Here is a 19,522-nt window from a genome sequence, read left to right as displayed (position 1 = left end):
GCGCCTTTTTGACCCGCCGAACTTACTTGGCAGTCAGTGCCGTGTAGCTGTTCATCAGGTTGCGGTAGTTAGGAATGCGTGGCGACAGCAGGTTCGCCAGGCCTTCCATATCGTTACGCCAGTCAACCTGCAGCTCGCACGCTACGGAGAACCAGTTCACCAGTTGTGCACCGGCAGCCGTCATGCGCGCCCAGGCAGCCTGTTGCACGGTTTCGTTGAAAGTGCCCGACGCGTCAGTCACGACAAACACTTCAAAACCTTCAGCCAGCGCCGACAGCGTAGGGAATGCCACGCATACGTCGGTCACAACACCGGCGATGATCAGTTGCTTGCGGCCGGTGGCTTTTACCGCCTTGACGAAGTCTTCGTTATCCCAGGCGTTGATCTGGCCTGGGCGCGGAATGTACGGCGCGTCCGGGAACAGCTCTTTCAACTCTGGAACCATAGGACCGTTCGGACCGTTTTCAAAGCTGGTGGTCAGAATGGTCGGCAGCTTGAAGAACTTGGCCAGATCAGCCAGGGCCAGCACGTTGTTCTTGAACTCGTTAGGCTGGAAATCCTGCACCAGCGAGATCAGGCCAGTCTGGTGATCGACCAGCAAAACAACCGCGTCGTCTTTGTTCAAGCGTTTCCAAGGGGTAGCAGTACTCATGGGGGTAACTCCTTCAGGTTTTCAGAGTAACGTCATCGCCGTAGTGGCAGATGATCAGAATGCGAAACATGAACAGCCAAACGCGCCCCAGAAACCCTGGAAGTCGCTGACCGGTACGCTGGACATGCGAGCGCGCTCGTGGCTGTGGGAATGCACGACACAAGGGCCGCTGCATTGGTGAACTTGCGCCACCAGCGGCGAATTGGGACGCCAGTGACCTGGCACCTTGACCACCGGCGACCAGTCCGGCAGGACCGGGACCTGAGGCGGCGCGAGTTTTTCGAAGTCGCCGCTGCCGTACACCACCTTGCCGTCCACCACGGTCAGCACTGACTCGATCCACTTGATCGACTCTTCTTCAACGCTGAAGTAATCCGCCGAGAGCGCGACCAGGTCAGCCAGTTGGCCTACTTTGATCATGCCCTTCTTGCCTTGCTCGGAAGAGAACCAGGCGCTGCCGTGAGTGAACAATTCCAGCGCGGTGTCACGCGACAGGCCTTCTGGATACAGCTCAAGCCCGCCAACCGTGCGACCGCTGACCATCCAGTACAGGGAAGTCCACGGGTTGTAGCTGGAGACTCGTGTGGCGTCGGTACCGGCACCGACCGGAACGCCCTCAGCCAGCATGCGTTTGATCGGCGGCGTGTGTTCGGCCGCCTTTGAGCCGTAACGCTCGACGAAGTATTCGCCCTGGAAAGCCATCCGGTCCTGAATCGCGATACCGCCATTCAATGCACGAACCCGCTCGATATTTTTCGGCGTGATGGTTTCGCAGTGGTCGAAGAACCACGGCAGATTGTTGAACGGGATCTCGCGGTTGACCTTCTCGAACACATCCAGCATGCGCGAGATGGATTCGTCATAGGTGGCGTGCAGGCGGAAGGGCCAGCGGTTTTCGACCAGATGGCGCACCACAGGCTCCAGATCTTGCTCCATGCCGGGTGGCAAATCTGGGCGCGGCTCGAGGAAGTCTTCGAAGTCCGCCGCCGAGAAGGCCAGCATTTCCCCGGCGCCGTTATGGCGCAGGAAATCGTCGCCCTGATGCAACTTGACCGAGCTGGTCCAGTTCTTGAAGTCCGCCAGTTCTTCTTTCGGCTTCTGAGTAAACAGGTTGTAAGCGATGCGCACGGTAAGGTGCTTCTCGCGAGCCAACTGTTCAATTACTGCGTAGTCATCCGGGTAATTCTGGAAACCACCGCCGGCATCGATGGCGCTGGTTACACCCAGTCGGTTCAGCTCACGCATGAACTGACGCGTCGAGTTGACCTGATACTCCAGTGGCAACTTCGGCCCTTTGGCCAGCGTCGAGTAAAGGATCATCGCGTTAGGCTTGGCCACCAGCATGCCGGTCGGATCGCCATTAGAGTCACGAACAATTTCGCCACCCGGCGGGTTCGGCGTATTGCGGGTGTACCCTGCGACGCGTAGCGCGGCACGGTTGAGCAAGGCGCGGTCGTACAAGTGCAGAACGAATACCGGGGTATCCGGTGCGGCCTGGTTGAGCTCTTCCAGCGTCGGCATGCGTTTTTCAGCAAACTGGAATTCGTTCCAGCCACCCACCACGCGCACCCACTGCGGGGTCGGCGTGCGGTCGGCCTGATCCTTGAGCATGCGCAGCGCGTCGGCCAACGAAGGCACACCCTCCCAACGCAGCTCAAGGTTGTAGTTCAGACCGCCACGAATCAAGTGCAGGTGGGAGTCATTAAGGCCCGGGATCACCGTGCGTTTTTGCAGGTCGATGACCTGGGTTGCACTGCCACGCAGCGCCATGACTTCAGCGTCAGTGCCAACAGCCACGAAACGACCACCGCTGATGGCGACAGCGCTAGCCTTGGGTTTTTCACGATCGACAGTATGCAGTTGACCGTTGTAGAGAATCAGTTCGACGTTCATTGCAGTTCCTTCGACAGATTTTTGAGAGGCACCGGCATAGCCAGCGAAGGGAAAAGACGGAAGGATTGCCGCAGCGGCACTGAGCAACGTGCCTTTGGCCAGAAAGCGGCGGCGTTCCTGATCGGGGTCATTATCGTTGCTCATGGCATCACTCCACAGGAGGTTGTTTTTGCCCGGCGTTCAGCCACGGTGCGAACAAACGGGTTGCGGCGGGCATCATCAGATAGCAGACCAACAGAACGATGGTCACGGTGACCAGTGCGGTGCTTACAACGTAGTTGGCAAGCAACGGACTCAGGGCGAAAACCGGACCCCAGATCAGCGGAATCAGCAGGGTCAGCGGACAGATCACCAGGAACGTCACACATGCCTGCTTCCAGCGTGGAGGCTGGGGCGCAGACGCCTCGGACGCCGGCGTAAACCAGAATTCGTTGTGCGGATTGACTTCGGTCTGGTCGCCATCGGCGAGCATTGGATGGGCTTCCTTGACCAACTGGCTGCGTTCTTCAGAATCCAGCCAGCGCTGCATCGCATCGGTCGAATGGAAGCGTAGTACACAGGTAAACAAGTGCAGGCCACCTGACTTGCTGCGAATGACGTCGACGCCCAAATGGCCTGGGTATCCGGATGCGATCCCGACAATGCGGCGCAACCACGCTTCGTAGTCAGCTTCCATCCCCGCGCGAATGCGGTGCTTGATCACCAGCGTCACAACCTCATTGAATGCTGGCTGGCCGACCACGACCGCTTCCTCGGCCAGAGAGTTTGAATCAGGCATAACGAACCACTCCTTTGAAACGTGCGTTAACCGCGAGCCGTCCAGGCCCGGCGATAAACACAGAAGTAAAAATGATCAGTAGCAACCAGCCGAACTGCCCCTGCTCCAGCGTCCACTCCGGGTGGACCACGATCAGCGCAACCAGCAACAAAAACAGAATGGGCAGGCAGGCAAGACGCACGAAGATCCCCGCCGCGATGAGCAGCGGGCACAGAACCTCGGCAAAAATCGCGAGAATCAGGGTCAACTGCGCTCCCATGTGGAACGGGTCTTCGATAAGCGTCAGCTGGTTGTTGAAATCGAGCAGCTTGGGCAGACCATGCACGGTCAGGAGAAAGGCAGCAGCGCTGATCCTGAGAAACAGCAAACCGAGGTCGGTGGCCCGGTTTTCAAGGGAAAAGTTTTCTAATGTCGAATCAATCATCACGCACCCACGAATTTGGAAAGTGGCCAAGACAGCGGGGCTGCATGTACTGGCCAACTCTGGATTCGATAGTGCCGCGTCAAAGCCAAATGATAATTGAATGCTTGTGCTTTATTGGATCAGCCGTGCGCAAAACACGGCCAAGGGTGTTCGAGATAGCGCCCCCCCCATGTGGGAGCAGAGCTTGCTCGCGACGAGGCTGGACGCGATTCACGTTAGATCGCGTCCAGCCTCGTCGCGAGCAAGCTCTGCTCTCACATAGACCGCTCCTCAACTCACGTCAGGGGTCTTGGACATGTGCTGGCTGATGCGTGAGCGCAACCAGCGTTCGGCGGGATCATTGTCGTGCACCCCGCTCCAGACCATCGACAACTCGGCCGGGACGATCGGGAATGGCGGATCGTCTGCACGCAACGCGCAGCCTTCCACCAGTGCACAGGCAGCGTAATCCGGCACAGTAGCGATCAGTTCGGTCCCAGCCAGCAAGGCACGCAAGCCGTTAAACTGCGGCACGCCCAGCACCACTTTGCGGGTGCGCCCGACTTTGGCCAGATCCAGATCGATGTTGCCGGACAGGTCTCCGGAGAACGACACCATTGCGTGAGGCCGTTCGCAATACTCGTCGAGCGTCAGCGCACCAGGCCGGGAGTCGCCGCGCAGCACCTTGCAGTCGATGTCGCGCAACTTCTTGCGCTTGGCATTGGCAGGCAAATCCGTGGTGTAGCTGACGCCCACCGATATCTCTCCCGAGGCGAGCAATGCGGGCATCAACAGGTAGTTGGCACGACGAACCACCAGGATGATGCCAGGTGCTTCTTCCCGCAACTGATGCAGCAAGGGTGGCAGCAGACCGAACTCGGCGTCGTCGGACAAGCCGATACGGAATACGTCACAACTGGTTGAAGGATCGAAATCCTTGGCGCGGCTGACCGCACCGGAAATCGTATCCAGCGCAGGCTGGATTTCCTTGAGGATGTCCAGCGCTCGCGCCGTCGGCTCCATACCGCGCCCGCTACGCAACAGCAGCGGGTCGTCAAACAGATCGCGCAGACGAGACAACGCAGCACTGACGGCGGGCTGCCCCATGAACAACTTTTCCGCGACCCGAGTCAGATTGCGCTCAAACATCAATGCTTCAAAAATCACCAACAGATTGAGATCGACTCGGCGCAGGTCATTGCGATTCATGGGAAAGGTCCGGATCTGAGGGATGAAAATAGCCAAGGCTTACCTGATGGCAGGTAAGCACGGTTGCCGACATCCTGCCTTGTAGTTTTGTGCTTTATGTTGTCTGCAGTCGCAATTCCCGCAGAACATCACACCGCATCCCTGACACCGCGCTGTCGCGCAGCAAACATTGGTGTCTGTAGGAGCTGCCGAAGGCTGCGATCGCGGTGTGTCAGGAGAAATGCATCGCAGCCTTCGGCAGCCCCTACAGAAAATACATTTCAATCCAGTAGTTTGCATGTTGTTCATCCCATGAAAACATTTGCGCACACCCAATCAATTCCTCCCTACCCTAACCTGCCAGCCTGTGCACCTCATCGATAAAGGGCAGGCTCATGCACGTTCGTTTCACACTGGTTGCCGCGCTGGCAATCCTCGGCTCCACCAGAGCGCTGACGGTCAGCGCTGAAGAACATGGGTTCGTAGAAGATACGACCCTGAACCTGCTCTCGCGCAATTTCTTTCTGCACAACGACTACCGCACCGGCCATAACGGGCAAAGCTATCGCCAGGAATGGGCGCAGGGTTTTATCGCCAATCTGAAATCAGGTTTTACTCAGGGAGACGTCGGCGTCGGTATCGATGCTCACGCTTTTTATGGACTGAAACTGGACGGTGGACGCGGACATGCAGGTGCCGGTCTGCTGCCGCTGGACAGCGATGGTCGTGCTGAACACGACTACTCCAGCGGCGGCGCAGCCCTCAAGCTGCGCTATTCGAAAACGACGCTGAAGTTTGGCGAGATGGAGGTTGAAACACCGGTATTCGACACCGCAGACAAGCGCTTGCAACCGGAATACGCCACCGGCTTTTTCCTCGACAGCGAAGAAGTTGAAGGGCTGCGAATGGTCGCTGGACACTTCACGGCTTTCAAGAATCAGAACGCCTCAAGTACCCAAGACGACTTCGACGGTTACGGCGCAACCACGCGCCATAACAGCATCAGTCTGGCCGGGATCGAGTTTTCAGGTGACGGCCCATTGGGCGGCTCGATCTACGCGTCGCAATTGTCTGATACCTGGCAGCAGTACTACGGCAACCTGCACCTGAATCAAGCGCTTTCAGCCGACAGCTCATTACTGCTGGACAGCAACGTTTACCGGACCCTGGACACTGGCAACGCAGATGCCGGATCGATCAATAACACCGCTCTCAGCCTGTCGGCGAAATACCGCTTTGGCAGCCAGGCACTGACGTTTGCGTGGCAGAAAATCGACGGCGACAGCCCTTTCGATTTCGTGGGAGGCGACTCCATTTATCTGGCGAACTCAATCAAGTACGCAGACTTCAATGGCGCCCATGAACAATCGTGGCAAGCACGATACGACCTGGATTTCGCGACGCTGGGGGTACCGGGGCTCAAGTTCATGACCCGCTACGTCACCGGTGACAAAATCGATGGTACTAAGGCCGCTCAAGGCGGGGCCTACAATCCGTTCGACGAAGATCGCGGGCGCTACCAGCCCATTCAGGGCAAGGGCGGGCGACACTGGGAACGCGACATTGACCTCAAGTACACCGTGCAGTCGGGACCGGCCAAAGACCTGTCGCTGAATATTTCCCATGTCTCTCATCGAGCCAATACGGCGCAGGCCGGGGACGATATCGACCGGCTCTATCTGGTTATCGAATACCCGTTGGACCTCCTCAACTGATCAACCCGCCTGACGGCCTTGCGTAGACAGGGAGCGTCTCCAGTTGAAAGGCGTCAGGCCTGTGACCCGGGTAAACACACGAGTGAAATGAGACTGATCGGCGAAACCACAGTCAAGGCTGATACGAGAAATGGAAATACTGGTCTCGGTCAGCAATGCCTTTGCCTTGTCGAGGCGGACTTGCAGGAACCAGTCCCGTGGAGAAAAACCGGTATTTTTCTTGAATGCCCGGGAAAAGTGGCTGCGTGACAACGAACACTCGGTAGCGATCTGAGCAATGGACAGGCCGCGATCCATATGGCTGGACATCATTTCCTTGGCGCGGCGCTCCTGCCAGGGCGACAGGGCGACCTTCTCGCAAGGTTGCGGCGCGGCCTTGGGTGTTTCGAAGCGCGTAGACAAATGCGAACAAAGCACCAGCATCGCACGCTCGACAGAGTCGTCATGATCAGCCTGACGGTCACGCAGGGCTGGCAGCAGCGAGCAAATCAATCGGTAGGCCAACGGATCAATGCCCGGCGTTGTAACAGTGCTTTCCAGCAGTTTCAGACTCGCTTCGCGGGAGGCGTCAACCGATGCAGACTTCATCAGTTCTTCTACAGCGGACGACAAGGTGTCGAAAGATGGAACCTGGCTGACGGCCGCTTGATCGATATGACGGATGGATAACGGGCTGAACGCGTTCATTACAGACTCTCCTGCTCAGAGGTGTATGGCAGGGATCGAGTCTGGTGATGGCGGGCCTTAAAGTCCTTTGCAAAACATTAAACGTTCTGAAGCGAAGGTTAATCAGCGCCACCGCCCCCTCAGGCTCACAGGCAGGTTAAGAACGCTTCAGACGATGCCAAAGACTTGAACGCCATCGAGGCCTAACGTGAGGGCTCAGCTTTAAACCCTTGTCTATTCCCCCCGGAGAAGATCATGCCTACGATTACCACAACTGACGGCACCCAGATTTACTACAAGGATTGGGGCAGCGGCCAGCCCATCGTTCTGTGTCACGGTTGGCCGTTGACTGCCGACATGTGGGAATACCAGATGAACTTCCTGGCCGAAAACGGCTTTCGGGTCATCGCCCATGACCGTCGTGGATTCGGCCGTTCCAGCCAGCCATGGACAGGTTATGACTACGACACCTTCGCTGACGATCTGCAGGCGCTGATCACTTCGCTGAATCTCACCGACGTGACGCTGGTGGGCTTTTCAATGGGCGGTGGCGAGGTTGCGCGTTACATCGGCCGTCATGGCAGCGAGCGCGTCTCCAAAGCAGTACTGGTGAGCGCGGTCACGCCATTGATGATTCGTCGCGAAGATCACCCGGAAGGCATGGACCCGTCTATTTTCGACGGTATCCGCTCGGGCGTACTGAATGACCGTGCAGCGTTCCTGGATGCTTTTGGGCCGATCTTCACGGGCAGTGATCAACCGGGTTCTTCGGTAGGCAAGCCCATGCTGGACTGGACGCAGGGCATGGCGCTGCAAGCCGGCATCAAAGGCACTCTGGACTGCGTCGGGGCATTCTCGGAAACTGACTTCCGTCCGGATCTGGCGAAGTTTGATGTGCCGACGCTGGTCATCCATGGCGACGGTGATGCAGTGGTCAATTTCGACGTCACCGGCAAAGCGGCTGCCGCGTTGATCCCGGGCGCGCAACTCAAGGTTTATCCCGGCGCACCGCATGCGGTGTACTTCACGCACAAGGATGAGTTGAACAAGGATTTGCTGGAGTTTGCTCGGGGTTGAATCAGCCAGGAATCTGATGATCGCACCGCCGTTATCGTCGGATGCCGCCCAGACCAGGCTCGAATCCTGCGGGGAAGATGAATCCCCCCTGCAGGAGTGCGATCTCACATGGAAGATTCCATTCTTGCCCGCAAGCTGAAGTGCGACGTAGAACCGGCTTTAACCGGGAAGGCGGTATTTCTGACGGTCCTTGTTCAGTGACTGTACCGGCCTCCTCCCGGCTAAAGCCGGTCTCACGTGATTACTGTGTACGGTGCCAGGCCTGGGCGGCATTCCGATGATGCAGGCGCCCAGGTCTCATTGCCCTTGCCTCACCACCGGCAAGGTAAACACAAACACCGCCCCGCTCGACCGCCCGGAAAACGCTCGCAGCATCCCGCCATGGGCGTCGATGATTGACCTGCAGATCGCCAGCCCCATGCCCATGCCTTTTTCCTTGGTGGTGAAAAACGCATCGAACACCCGCTCAAGGTGCTCCGGATCAATCCCGAAGCCATTGTCCTCGACACTCACCACAACGTATTCACCGGCCACGGTATCGCAGCTGATCGCCAGTCGACGCGGCCTGTCATGGAGATCGCTCATAGCATCCACAGCATTCATGATCAGATTCAGGATCACTTGCTGCAACTGCACGGCATCCCCTTCCACCTGCAGCTGAGGTTCACTGACCGCCTTGTAAAGCAAAACCTGACGCTGCTCGATCTCACTGGCAGTCAGCAATACGACTTGTCGAATTACTTCGTTGATGTACAACGGCTTACGATTGAGCGGTGCTTGCCTGGCCAGCGACTGCAACGCACGGACGATATCGGCGGCCCGTTTGCCATCACTGACGATGTCACCCAGCCCGGCCAGCGCCTCTTCTACTACCGGCACGTCCCGACTCAACCAGCGCACGCTGGCGCTGGCATTTGAAACAATAGACGCCAGCGGCTGATTGATTTCATGAGCAATCGACGCCGCCAATTCACCCATGGTCGTCGCCTGAGACACCCTGCCCAATTCCGCCCGGGCAGTACGCAGCGCGGTCTCAATATGCTTGCGATCGGTAACGTCGCTGACCACGCCGACAAAAAACTGATCTCCGTCGGGCTCTCCGAGCAATTCAATGTGACGAACCGCGCCATCCGGCCTGACAATACGGAACGTGTGCTCAAACGCACTGGAACTGCGCAATGCCCGAGACAACATCAATGAGAAGGCTTGCAGGTCCTCGGCGTGAATCATCGGTTTCAGTTCGGGCAGTGAAGGCGCAATGGCAGTCACCGGCAACCCCCAGACCGCAAACAATTCGTCGGACCATTGCGCCTCATCGATGATTGGATCCCAGCGAAAGCTGCCCGACTGACTGATACGCTGACCCAATGCCAGAGTCGCCTTGCTGGTTCGCAGTGCAGCTTCAATCTCTTTGCGCCGACTGTTTTCTTCCAGCAGTTCAGCATACAAACGAGCATTTTCCAGCGAGATAGCGGCCTGTCCGGCGAGCAACTCAAGCACAGCGGTACGGCTGGCAGTGAAGACACCCGGCGCCAGGTTGTTTTCCAAGTACAGCACACCCACCACCTCGCCCTGCTTGACCAGTGGCAGGCACAGCACGGAACGTATGAGGCGATCCCGGAAGTACTCGTCTTCACTGAAGGCATGCGGCTGCATGGCGTTATCCATCACAGTCAATTGTCCGGTACGCATGACCGTATAAAGCATCGACAGCGGTAGATCCCGGCCAGAAGGCCGCATCACCGACAAATCAATATCGATGCCCGAATCGTTTAACTTGCCGGTAGCCCTGACCTGCGGTGCATCATCTTCGACAAGTAGCAGCCGTGCCTGCTGCGCCCCTGCATGAACAACCGTGTGGGTCAGCAGGATACCGATCAGCCGGTCCAGAACGATCTCGCCGGACAACGCCTGAGACGCCTTCATGACCGAGACCAGATCCAGTGACTCCTGCCCCACGGAAATACTGATCGAGGGCCGCGACAAAGATGCCTGCGCACGAAGAATGCCACCGCGCGCTTCGAGACCCGCCACTTTGCCCGACGCCCCCCAGCGGTGATAGCAGTCGCGCGCATTGCGGTAATGACTGCGTGCAGAGGTGTACAGCCCGCGAACATGATGAAATTCGCCTGCCAACTCATGGGCCAGCGCCTGCACATGGACGAAGCCGCCGTTGGCGGCGGCGGTGATCGCCTCTTCATAGAGCGTCATTGCCGCAAGATCATCGCCCTGCACACGGGCCTTTTCTGCTCGAACCAACAAGGCCTTGTCCTTGAAGTTCTGCGGGTTGAGGGCCGCCCACTGCTCCAGTTTTTCCAGGTGCGGTGCCATGCGGTCGAGCACTCCCTCGGCGCCCGCCCCGTTACGGCACCCGGCAGCCATATTCAACACGCTGAAAAAATGCAGATCGAACAGGTGAATATGTGCAGGCGTCGACCACGCAAGGCCACAGGCCTTTTCCAGACACTGCGCCGAGCCGACGAAATCGCGATAGATATATTTGCAGATACCTGCAAACAACCATCCCCAGAATGCTACGGGTGTCATCGCGCTGTCGCGCGCCCCGATCACCCCGTCAGCGCCCAAGGGGTGGCCCTGACGCAACGACCGGATGAAACCGGCGAAGGTCATCAACGCATCTTCCACATCGCGAAAACGCACGCGCCGTGCGAAGTCCAGCCCGCTCTCGATTTCCTCCTCGATTCTTTCGAGGTACTCGCCCATTACCAGCAGGTTTGACACGACATGCACCGAGGCATAGCAACTCATGGTCAGGTTGCCCGCGTTGTAACTGCTGGCAAACGCTGATCGGGAGTAGCCCAGCGCATGCTCCAGCGGCTGGGTCCAGACGCAGACCTGATCCAGGGCAACCAGCGTTGCGCTTTCGGAGCTGGCATAGCCGTGACGCAACACCAGTGTCCGCGCCAACTGCGCATAGGCCGCGGCGTCTTCATAAGCTCCATACTGGTGAGCCAGTGCCACGCCAAACCACCCAAGACCATGGGTCGCAGCCGGACAGACGCCATACTCGAGGGACAACAGGACCATCTCGCACGTCAGAACAAACAACAGGTCATCGTCGATAAACGAAGCCGGGGCGATCATGCTCGCCATCAGGCCCATGGCGGCCTCATAGGACACGTTGCGCATCTCAGGCAAATCAGCCAGCGCGCTGATCTGCCGGTTGCCCAGCACGTCCAGCAAAAAGCGATAGCGCTGCTCGACTTCCCGATCATCGATCTGCACGGGGATATGGATGCCAAACATGCGCAGGCCTTCACCCGCGGTCTTCGCCGCGTCCTGATAACTGCACGTCAGCATCTGCAATTCGACTTTGAGTCCGTACACCTCTGCGCGAGGCACATGAGACTGAACCTGAGAGAGCAACTCGTCTATAACCTGGCTCGCCCGCTCGAACTGCCCATCCAGAATCAGACACTGGGCGTGCACCATGCCCAGCTCGCGACTCAGCTCGGCATCGTCCTGCCAGCGACAATCGATGATCAATGATCTGGCGGTCACCAGATAACCCAACGCAGAGTGAATCGCCGCAGACTCCATGGCCTGTTGCGCGGCCTGTACCAACAACGCACAGAACAGACGCCGCTCGGTGTCGTCGACTGGCTCAAGCTGTATGCGCTGCAAGTGGCCGGTAATGCGGAATATCTGATCTGCACGCCCTCGCCCCTCAAGGTCGGCGATCAACAGACGGGCAATCCGTGCATGCTCAGACGATCTGGCAGCCAAAGGCGTCAGCTCATACGCCGACTCCTGCACGCGGTCATGGTAGAACGCGAATCCCTGATGGTCCTCGACCACCAGCCCGGCCTCTATGGCGGGGGTCAGATGGGCGCGCAGAAATGGTTCATCCGCATGGCTTATGCGGGCCAGGGTCCGTAAGTCGACGCTTGCCCCCACGCACGCCATCTGGCCAAGCACACGCCGGGTTTGCGAGGGAAGACGGGCAATCCGGATCACCATCAGATCGATGACGTTCTCGGCATGTCGATGACCACGAATACGCTCCTCATCCCATCGCCACTGGCTGGCCCGAGGGTCAAAACGGATCAGTCGTTCCTCCAGCAAGGTGCGTAACAACTGACCGACAAAAAATGGATTACCGCCGGTTTTTTCGTGAACAAGCACCGCCAACGGCTTTATCAGCACAGCCTCGGCCCCCAGGGTCAAACCAACCCACTGCGCAACTGCATCCAGATCCAGTGCTCCCACCTGGATCTCGGTGAGCCTCGCAGGAGCCCGGCGCAACAGCCTGATGAAGTCGCCTAACATCGCGCAGTCATCGGCCTGGCCGTCACGGCAGGCAAGTATCAAAAGAATGTTTCGGTATTGCCCGGTACTGAACGACGAGATGAAGGACAGGGTTGCGTCGTCAAGCCATTGCAGGTCATCAAAGAACAGCACCAACGGCCGCTCGGGGCTGGCGAAACTGTTCAGAAAACGCTGCAGCACGTAATGGAACAAATGCCTGGTTTCATTGGCGGGCAAATCCGGCCCCGGCGCCTGCGGGCCGAGAATGAACTCTATCTCGGGTACCAGATTTGCAATCAGGCGACCATGACCGGCAACCGCCAGCGCAAGCTTGTCACGCCACAGCTGCAACTCTTCCGGGGTTTCACCCAACACGCGCATGATCAACGAGCGCAACGCCTGAGCCAGCGAAGCGTATGGGCTATTGTGGGCTGTCTGGTCAAATTTCCCGGACGCAAACAGCACTCGGCTCAAGGCAAGGTCCTGATGCAACTGACGAACCAGCGTGGATTTACCCGCGCCGGTTTGGCCTGACAGCAGTACCAGTTCACACAGCCCCGACTCGGCCACCCGGCTAAACGCCGCGTGCAGCGCCTGGTGCTCAACAGGCCGCGTCAGCAAGACCTGTGATTCACTGCCCTGTCGGCAATCCTTGCCGGCAGGTTCAAACGCAGCGATGTGCTGGAACTCGCTCCACTGCGTCAGGCATTTGCGCAAGTCAGCTTCAAGGCTACACGCCGTTTGATAGCGATCCGCGGGACTCTTGGCAATCAATTGCACAATCACCTGACACAGCGGCACAGGAATCGAGTCGCGAAATTGCCGAGGGGACGGCGGCTGACGAGCCACGTGGCAATACACCCACTCAACAGCATCACTGGCCTCAAAGGGCAATCTGCCGGTCAGCAGTTCATAGAGCGTCATGCCCAATGCATAAAGATCGCCGCGCTGATCAGCCTGCTGCCCGACACGTCCTGCCTGCTCGGGAGACATGTACGCCAGCGTTCCGCAGATAGCATCGTCGACAGCAGCAGGAGTGCCGGACTGGACCTCGGTACTGACACCAAACCCCGTCAGCCGCACGATGCCATCGGCGCCCTGGATCAGATTGCTCGGTTTGATATCTCTGTGCAGCAGGCCGCTGCCATGAGCCTGCCCAACGGCCCGGGCTGCACCCAGTGCCAGGCGCAGAAAGCGATCAATGGAGATTCTACCGTCAGCGAGTTCATGAAATGCCTGACCGCCAGGGTCATCACATACCAGCAGCGGACCTTCGGCGGTATGCACAACAGCTTGCGGGACCAGCGCCCATTGCGGCGCAAGCCGGGCCCCCAGGGAATACTCGCGCTCGATGCGTCGCCGACTGCTCTCCACCTGGCGCGCCGAGGAGCGAAAAATCAGCCACTGGCGGTAGCAGCCCTGCACATGGACGCGATAACGATCAATCTCGCCGTCAACAAAGAGCAAGTCCCAGGACAAAAGCGCCAGCCACTGAGGCGTATAGCCTTCGGCCTGAGGGTCGGCGTGTGCCTGAATGCTAGAACCCAGCGCTGCCCGGATGCTACTCATAAAGAACCTTTACTGGAGTTCAAATGCCAGCTTTATCGAATCGAGCAACGCCTCCTCGGAAAAAGGCTTGCGCAAAAACCCCAAAGCACCGGCTTCGAGTGTCCGCCGGATGGTTCCTTCATCGTCCTGGGCTGACATGCAGAACACCGCGACAGGTTTGCCCGCGGCCTTCAGTTGCTGAAGTACCTCCAGCCCTTGCATGCCTTTCATCATCAAATCGAGTAATACGCAATCCGCCTCATCACTTGCCGAAGAAGCGAGAAACTCTTCTCCCGACGCAAAGCCCACGGAGGCATAACCCAAAGACTTGAGAAGATTACCAAGACCATTTCGCACGGACGCGTCGTCATCAACAACGCAGATGAGGATCATAAGCTGAACTTCATGACAGTAAAAGTAATAGAAACAGAGACTACGCCACGCCGCTCAAAAGCGTGATTGACTCTATGTATAATTGTGCTGTTATCAATCAGCTCACCAGACTTAATTGTTCGTGCATCTTGACCAGGTCAATCAAGGTGCGCGCTTTCATCTTCGTCATAATGTGCCGCTTATGAACTTTTACAGTGATTTCACTGGTGCCCAGATCACTGGCAATCTGTTTATTCATTTTGCCGGTGACCAGCAGCGTCATCACTTCCCGCTCACGTGGCGTCAGGGTATCGAACCGGCGCCTGACGCTTTCGACATGCAGGCGACTGACCAGTTCGCCTTCATCATGCTCAAGAGCCTGGCGCACGACCATCAGCAGATGGTCCGGCTCGAAAGGCTTGGTCAGGAACTCGTGCGCCCCCGCCTTGATGGCCTTTACCGACATCGGAATGGTGCCAAAACCGGTCATGAAAATAATCGGAAAACGATGGCCTCGACGCAGCAGTTCCTCTTGCACATCAAAACCGCTGGAAGCCGCCAGGTTGACATCCAGTAGCAGGCACGTCGGCTGATCTTCGAAACGTTGCTGGAGAAACTCCTGGGCGCTGGCAAAACACTCGGCATTGATGTCAGCAGAATTCAGCAGGCGAGCCAACGACGTGCGAATCGTGCACTCATCGTCAACGACATAAACCTTGGGTGTAGCGCTCATATACAGATTTTCCGAAACTTGATGCTATTGGCTTGTCGCCAGAATTCTTTGGTGATTGAGATGAAAGTAGTCAGAATCGTGCTGGCTGCCTGGTGCCCGCCAGGTTGCAACCGATGGTATCGATACGGGGCTCGGCAACCGTGCAGCGTCGTCCAGCCTTTCAGTACCATGCCAGATGCCCTGCTGTGAACCATTATCGCCCGACCGCTTGCCGACTGCTTCCTTGAGCCAGCTACGGGTGGCACGTAACAACCGGTAAAACCGGTAAGGCCCTTCAGCCACTACCAGCAGCAGAGACTTCTGCGCCAGGCTAACGATGCAGTCCATCACTCGCCCTTTTGGCAACGTTGAGGTCTGCGCCATTTCGCACGCCTGCGCAAGGGTAAAGCGCCCCTCCAGCTGCCCCAGACGCTCCAGCACCGCACACTCATCCGGATTGAGCAAACGATAGCTCCACTCCATGGATGCCACCAGTGACTGATGCCGATCCGGGGCACTGCGCAGACCACCGGACAATAAATGCGGGCTATGCTGCAGACTTTGCACCAACTCGAACAACCCCAGAGTGGCCGCCCTGGCAGCAGCCATTTCCAGTGCCAGGGGGATACCGTCCATTTGACGGCAAGCCTGCGCGATCAAGTCAACACTCTGCTCGTCCAGCGTTTGAAGGTGTTCTGCAGGGAAAAAGGAGTCCAGCGCGCGCAGGCGAGTCATGAACAATTGTGCCGAACTGCTTTGCAAGATGGCTTCCCGACCAGCGCCCTGCTCCGGGACGTCCAGGGGGCTCACGTTAAGCGTGCGCTCGCCGCCAATACGCAGCGGCTCACGACTGGTGACCAGAATACGCAACGATGGGCAACTGCTCAGCAAGTGCTCACTGACCGCTGCAACCGCTTCGATCAGATGCTCGCAATTATCCAGAATGACCAGCCGGTTCTGCTGATCCAGGCACTCGACAATCGATTCGATCAGCGCCTGGCCAGGTAACACCAACAGGTCCAGCGCAAAGGCCAGCGACTCGACGATACGCTCAGGGCTGACCACCTGCGCCAGCGGTACGAAACAGACGTGCAGGCTTTCAGTCAGGGACAAGTGGTGAGCCACCGCTACCGCCAGTGACGTCTTGCCGATCCCTCCCGAACCTACCAGGCTCACCAACGGATCAACCAGCAACGCCTCGCAGACTTCTTCCAGGGCCTGTTCGCGGCCGATCAACGCGACGTTATGGGGCAAATCAATTTTACGCAGCATCGCGCCGCCGAAGCCGTTGCCGCAGGGTGCATCCGTATGATCAGTTGCGGATGCAAGCGCAGAATCATCCTCCCCCCCTACCAGCATGTAACCACGGCCGGGAATGGTCCGGATCAGATCGCGGTCTTCACCCAAGGCTTTGCGCAACGCTGACACGTGCACCTGCAGGTTATTTTCTTCAACCACGGTGTCTGGCCAGACCCGCTGAAGAATCTCGTCCTTGCTGACCAGTCGGCCCGGACAGGAGATCAACAGTTCCAGAATATCGAACGCACGAGTGCCTACCCGCAGCGGTACGCCGTTTCTGAACACTTCTCTTAATTCAAGAGAGACGCTGGCTTGACCGAGACTGATCATTTTTATTCACGCTGTCCGTCGGGTGTCAGTAAGTATCCGGCGCAGGGATCAATCGCGATCAACGGGGATTTATCACTGGCGGCTCAGCGTATGTAAGCAGCTAAATCATTCTACCGATACTATCTATAAGGATAGGAACCAGACTAAATCAATAAACTTTAGTTGCGACTAAGCACAATCATACAAGTGTATGGGTTGAACTTGCAGATGAAGCACTATCATAGTAGCCATCCGCTATAAAATGTAACAATTGAGCAGACCTGAGAACTTGTACGTCTGTGCCCTTATCAAGACCGCGATAAAGTCCTTACTATTACCTGGCTGCCGATTTTCGCTGGAGCGTTGATGGACAAGTTGTCAGCACTGAAAATGTTCGTCGAAGCCGTAGACGCCAAGGGCTTTTCCGCTGCGGCGCGCAAGCTGGACCTCGCGACCTCTTCGGTCACCCGAATGGTCGATGCACTGGAGGCGGAGCTCGGCGCCGTGCTGCTCAATCGCTCGACGCGTCAGGTCACCCTGACCGAAGCTGGCGCCCGTTATTACCAGAAAGCCCGCAAAATCCTTGAGGATGTAGCCGATGCCGACGCACAGATCATGGATCGCGGCGACGAGCCGGTGGGTCAATTACGAGTCTGCGTGCCGGTCGAGTTCGGACGACGTCTTATAGCGCCGCATCTGGGGCGTTTTCTGGCCCGCCATCCGCACCTGGAACTGGACTTCAACCTCAGCGATGACCTGGACGACCTGCTGGGCGGGCGTTATGACGTGGCGATTCGTCTGGGCGCAGCGGCCCCCACCGATGAGCTGGTGTGCCGCAAGATCGGCGAGTTCAGCCGCTGGGTGGTCGCGAGCCCGGAATATCTGGCTGCACGCGGCCACCCCGTCAAACCTGACGACCTGCTTGAGCACGACTGCATGCGCTTCAGCTACGCCGCGCACCGGCAGGTCTGGACCTTCTTGCGTGGCGACGAAGCCCGGCAGGTCGAGGTCAAGGGTCGCCTGAAAAGCACTAATGCCGATGTACTGCGCAAGGCGGCTCTGGCAGGCGCAGGGGTGGCCTTACTCGCCGACTGGCTGGTGAGCGCAGACGTAGAGCAAGGCACACTGACCCGCGTACTCAGCGCCTATGAAATCACCCCGGACCGGGCGCACTCAGCCATCAACGCGTTGTATTTACCCAATCATCGTGGCTCCAGGCGGGTGAACACCTTCATCAACTTTCTCAGCGAAGTCCTTGGTACGACGCAATGAACACCGGCGGTGCCTTTTGCGCAACGCTGTGTTGCGCAAGCCACCGATTCTGCTCAGCCCGTGGCTCCCTTAAAGTTGCAGCCATACCAAGCCGTTAGCCAGTCGCTACGGACTGACCCCATCCAGACCGAACATGAGCCAACCCATATGAATCTCTCAGCAGCGTCACCCGCTCAAACGCCACAGCACACCCTGACTCGCGGCCTCGTGCTGCTTTTCGCTTTTTGCTGCGGCGCCATTGTTGCGAACATTTACTACGCCCAGCCCATCGTTGAGCTGATTGCCCCCGACGTGGGTCTGTCAGCACACAGCGCCAGCCTGATCGTATCGCTGACCCAGATCGGCTACGCCCTTGGCCTGCTGTTCCTGGTACCTCTGGCAGACCTGCTGGAAAACCGCAAGCTGATGATCGGCACCGCAGTCGTGGCAACTGCCAGCCTGTTGGCCGCCGCATTCAGCGAGCACGCCAACGGGTTTCTGATGATTTCCCTGTTGATCGGCTTCAGTTCGGTATCCGTGCAAATGCTAGTGCCGCTAGCGGCGCATCTGGCCCCCGAAGAAACCCGCGGGCAAGTGGTCGGCAATATCATGGGCGGTCTGCTACTGGGCATTCTGCTGGCGCGACCGCTGTCCAGCCTGATCGCCGACCATTTCGGCTGGCGCGCAGTGTTCATGACCGCGTCGGTGGTCATGCTGGCGATCATTATGGTGCTGGCCCTGACCATTCCCAAACGTACGCCGGATCACAAAGCCTCTTACGGGCAACTGCTGGTTTCGCTGCTGACGTTACTGCGCACCCACTCGGTGTTGCGTCACCGGGCGCTGTACCAAGGCCTGCTGTTTGCTGCGTTCAGTCTGTTCTGGACAGCCGTGCCGATTGAGCTGTCGCGTACGTTCGGCCTGTCGCAAACCCAGATCGCCCTGTTTGCACTCGTGGGTGCCATTGGTGCCATTGCAGCCCCTGTAGCCGGGCGTCTGGCCGATGCCGGTCACACCCGACGTGCATCCTTGATCGCCATGAGCCTCGCGCCTGTCGCTTTTTTGATTGGGCTGAGCCAGCCGGGCTACAGCGTGATTGGCCTGGCCATTACCGGAGTATTACTCGACTTCGCGGTGCAAATGAACATGGTGCTGGGGCAACGCGCGGTGTACGCCCTTGACCCGGCCAGCCGTGGTCGTTTGAACGCCTTGTACATGACCAGCATTTTCGTCGGCGGAGCTATCGGCTCGGCCCTGGCGAGCAGCTTGTACGAACAGAACGGCTGGCATGGTGTTGTACTACTGGGTGCAGGCTTGCCGCTGGTGGCGCTTGTTGTGTTTGTGGTGGCTGGCCGCCGGAAAGATTGATGTCCGGGGAATACCCTCTCCT

At 58.0% G+C, this 19,522-nt stretch carries 14 protein-coding genes; 4 read left to right on the top strand and 10 right to left on the bottom strand.

Annotated elements, in window-relative coordinates; genetic code table 11:
- Positions 1 to 22 precede the first annotated feature (22 nt).
- From ycaC to EE949_RS00535, 5 genes are all read right to left on the bottom strand, one after another.
- Entirely contained in the window at positions 23 to 652 is a 630-nt protein-coding gene (gene ycaC, locus EE949_RS00555) for an isochorismate family cysteine hydrolase YcaC (RefSeq protein WP_122661995.1), read from the bottom strand.
- Positions 653 to 706: 54 nt separating this feature from the next.
- Complete coding sequence (locus tag EE949_RS00550) at positions 707 to 2,545, bottom strand: amidohydrolase (RefSeq protein ID WP_122662126.1); 1,839 nt, start codon at positions 2,543 to 2,545, stop codon at positions 707 to 709.
- Positions 2,546 to 2,693: 148 nt separating this feature from the next.
- Positions 2,694 to 3,323 (bottom strand): antibiotic biosynthesis monooxygenase, encoded by a 630-nt coding sequence (locus EE949_RS00545; protein ID WP_122661993.1) that lies wholly within the window; start codon positions 3,321 to 3,323, stop codon positions 2,694 to 2,696.
- On the bottom strand, positions 3,316 to 3,747 hold the full coding sequence (locus tag EE949_RS00540; RefSeq protein ID WP_122661991.1) for a DoxX family protein: 432 nt from the start codon (positions 3,745 to 3,747) through the stop codon (positions 3,316 to 3,318). The genes EE949_RS00545 and EE949_RS00540 overlap by 8 nt, the downstream gene beginning before the upstream one ends.
- A gap of 270 nt (positions 3,748 to 4,017) precedes the next feature.
- Positions 4,018 to 4,935, bottom strand: a complete 918-nt coding sequence (locus EE949_RS00535; RefSeq protein ID WP_122661989.1) for a LysR substrate-binding domain-containing protein — start codon at positions 4,933 to 4,935, stop codon at positions 4,018 to 4,020.
- 374 nt (positions 4,936 to 5,309) lie between these two features.
- On the opposite strand from EE949_RS00535, the gene EE949_RS00530 reads away from it, so the two are divergent.
- Positions 5,310 to 6,629 (top strand): OprD family porin, encoded by a 1,320-nt coding sequence (locus EE949_RS00530; RefSeq protein WP_122661987.1) that lies wholly within the window; start codon positions 5,310 to 5,312, stop codon positions 6,627 to 6,629.
- On the opposite strand, the gene EE949_RS29730 is transcribed toward EE949_RS00530, so the two are convergent.
- Positions 6,630 to 7,316, bottom strand: coding sequence for a helix-turn-helix domain-containing protein (locus EE949_RS29730; RefSeq protein ID WP_240350648.1), 687 nt, complete (start codon positions 7,314 to 7,316; stop codon positions 6,630 to 6,632). It abuts the gene before it with no gap.
- 234 nt (positions 7,317 to 7,550) lie between these two features.
- Between EE949_RS29730 and EE949_RS00520 the strand changes: the two genes are divergently transcribed.
- Complete coding sequence (locus tag EE949_RS00520; protein WP_122661985.1) at positions 7,551 to 8,372, top strand: alpha/beta fold hydrolase; 822 nt, start codon at positions 7,551 to 7,553, stop codon at positions 8,370 to 8,372.
- 297 nt (positions 8,373 to 8,669) lie between these two features.
- Here EE949_RS00520 and EE949_RS00515 read toward each other — a convergent pair whose 3' ends face one another.
- From EE949_RS00515 to EE949_RS00500, 4 genes are all read right to left on the bottom strand, one after another.
- Complete coding sequence (locus EE949_RS00515; protein ID WP_122661983.1) at positions 8,670 to 14,210, bottom strand: AAA family ATPase; 5,541 nt, start codon at positions 14,208 to 14,210, stop codon at positions 8,670 to 8,672.
- Positions 14,211 to 14,219: 9 nt separating this feature from the next.
- Positions 14,220 to 14,582, bottom strand: a complete 363-nt coding sequence (locus tag EE949_RS00510; RefSeq protein WP_122661981.1) for a response regulator transcription factor — start codon at positions 14,580 to 14,582, stop codon at positions 14,220 to 14,222.
- Positions 14,583 to 14,679: 97 nt separating this feature from the next.
- Positions 14,680 to 15,294 (bottom strand): response regulator transcription factor, encoded by a 615-nt coding sequence (locus tag EE949_RS00505; protein ID WP_122661979.1) that lies wholly within the window; start codon positions 15,292 to 15,294, stop codon positions 14,680 to 14,682.
- 24 nt (positions 15,295 to 15,318) lie between these two features.
- Positions 15,319 to 16,902 carry an ATP-binding protein gene (locus EE949_RS00500; protein ID WP_122661977.1) on the bottom strand — a complete coding sequence of 528 codons (1,584 nt, stop codon included), beginning with the start codon at positions 16,900 to 16,902 and terminating at the stop codon, positions 15,319 to 15,321.
- Between the two features lie 345 nt (positions 16,903 to 17,247).
- Between EE949_RS00500 and EE949_RS00495 the strand changes: the two genes are divergently transcribed.
- Together EE949_RS00495 and EE949_RS00490 are read left to right on the top strand one after the other, a co-directional pair.
- Positions 17,248 to 18,153, top strand: coding sequence for a LysR family transcriptional regulator (locus EE949_RS00495; RefSeq protein WP_122661975.1), 906 nt, complete (start codon positions 17,248 to 17,250; stop codon positions 18,151 to 18,153).
- Positions 18,154 to 18,300: 147 nt separating this feature from the next.
- Positions 18,301 to 19,500 carry an MFS transporter gene (locus EE949_RS00490; RefSeq protein ID WP_122661973.1) on the top strand — a complete coding sequence of 400 codons (1,200 nt, stop codon included), beginning with the start codon at positions 18,301 to 18,303 and terminating at the stop codon, positions 19,498 to 19,500.
- Positions 19,501 to 19,522: the final 22 nt, after the last annotated feature.

It is taken from the genome of Pseudomonas viridiflava (genome assembly GCF_900602065.1).
Classification (GTDB): Bacteria; Pseudomonadota; Gammaproteobacteria; order Pseudomonadales; family Pseudomonadaceae; genus Aquipseudomonas.
The sequence above is the reverse complement of the archived record's forward strand: the minus strand, read 5'-3'. Positions and strand labels throughout refer to the sequence as shown.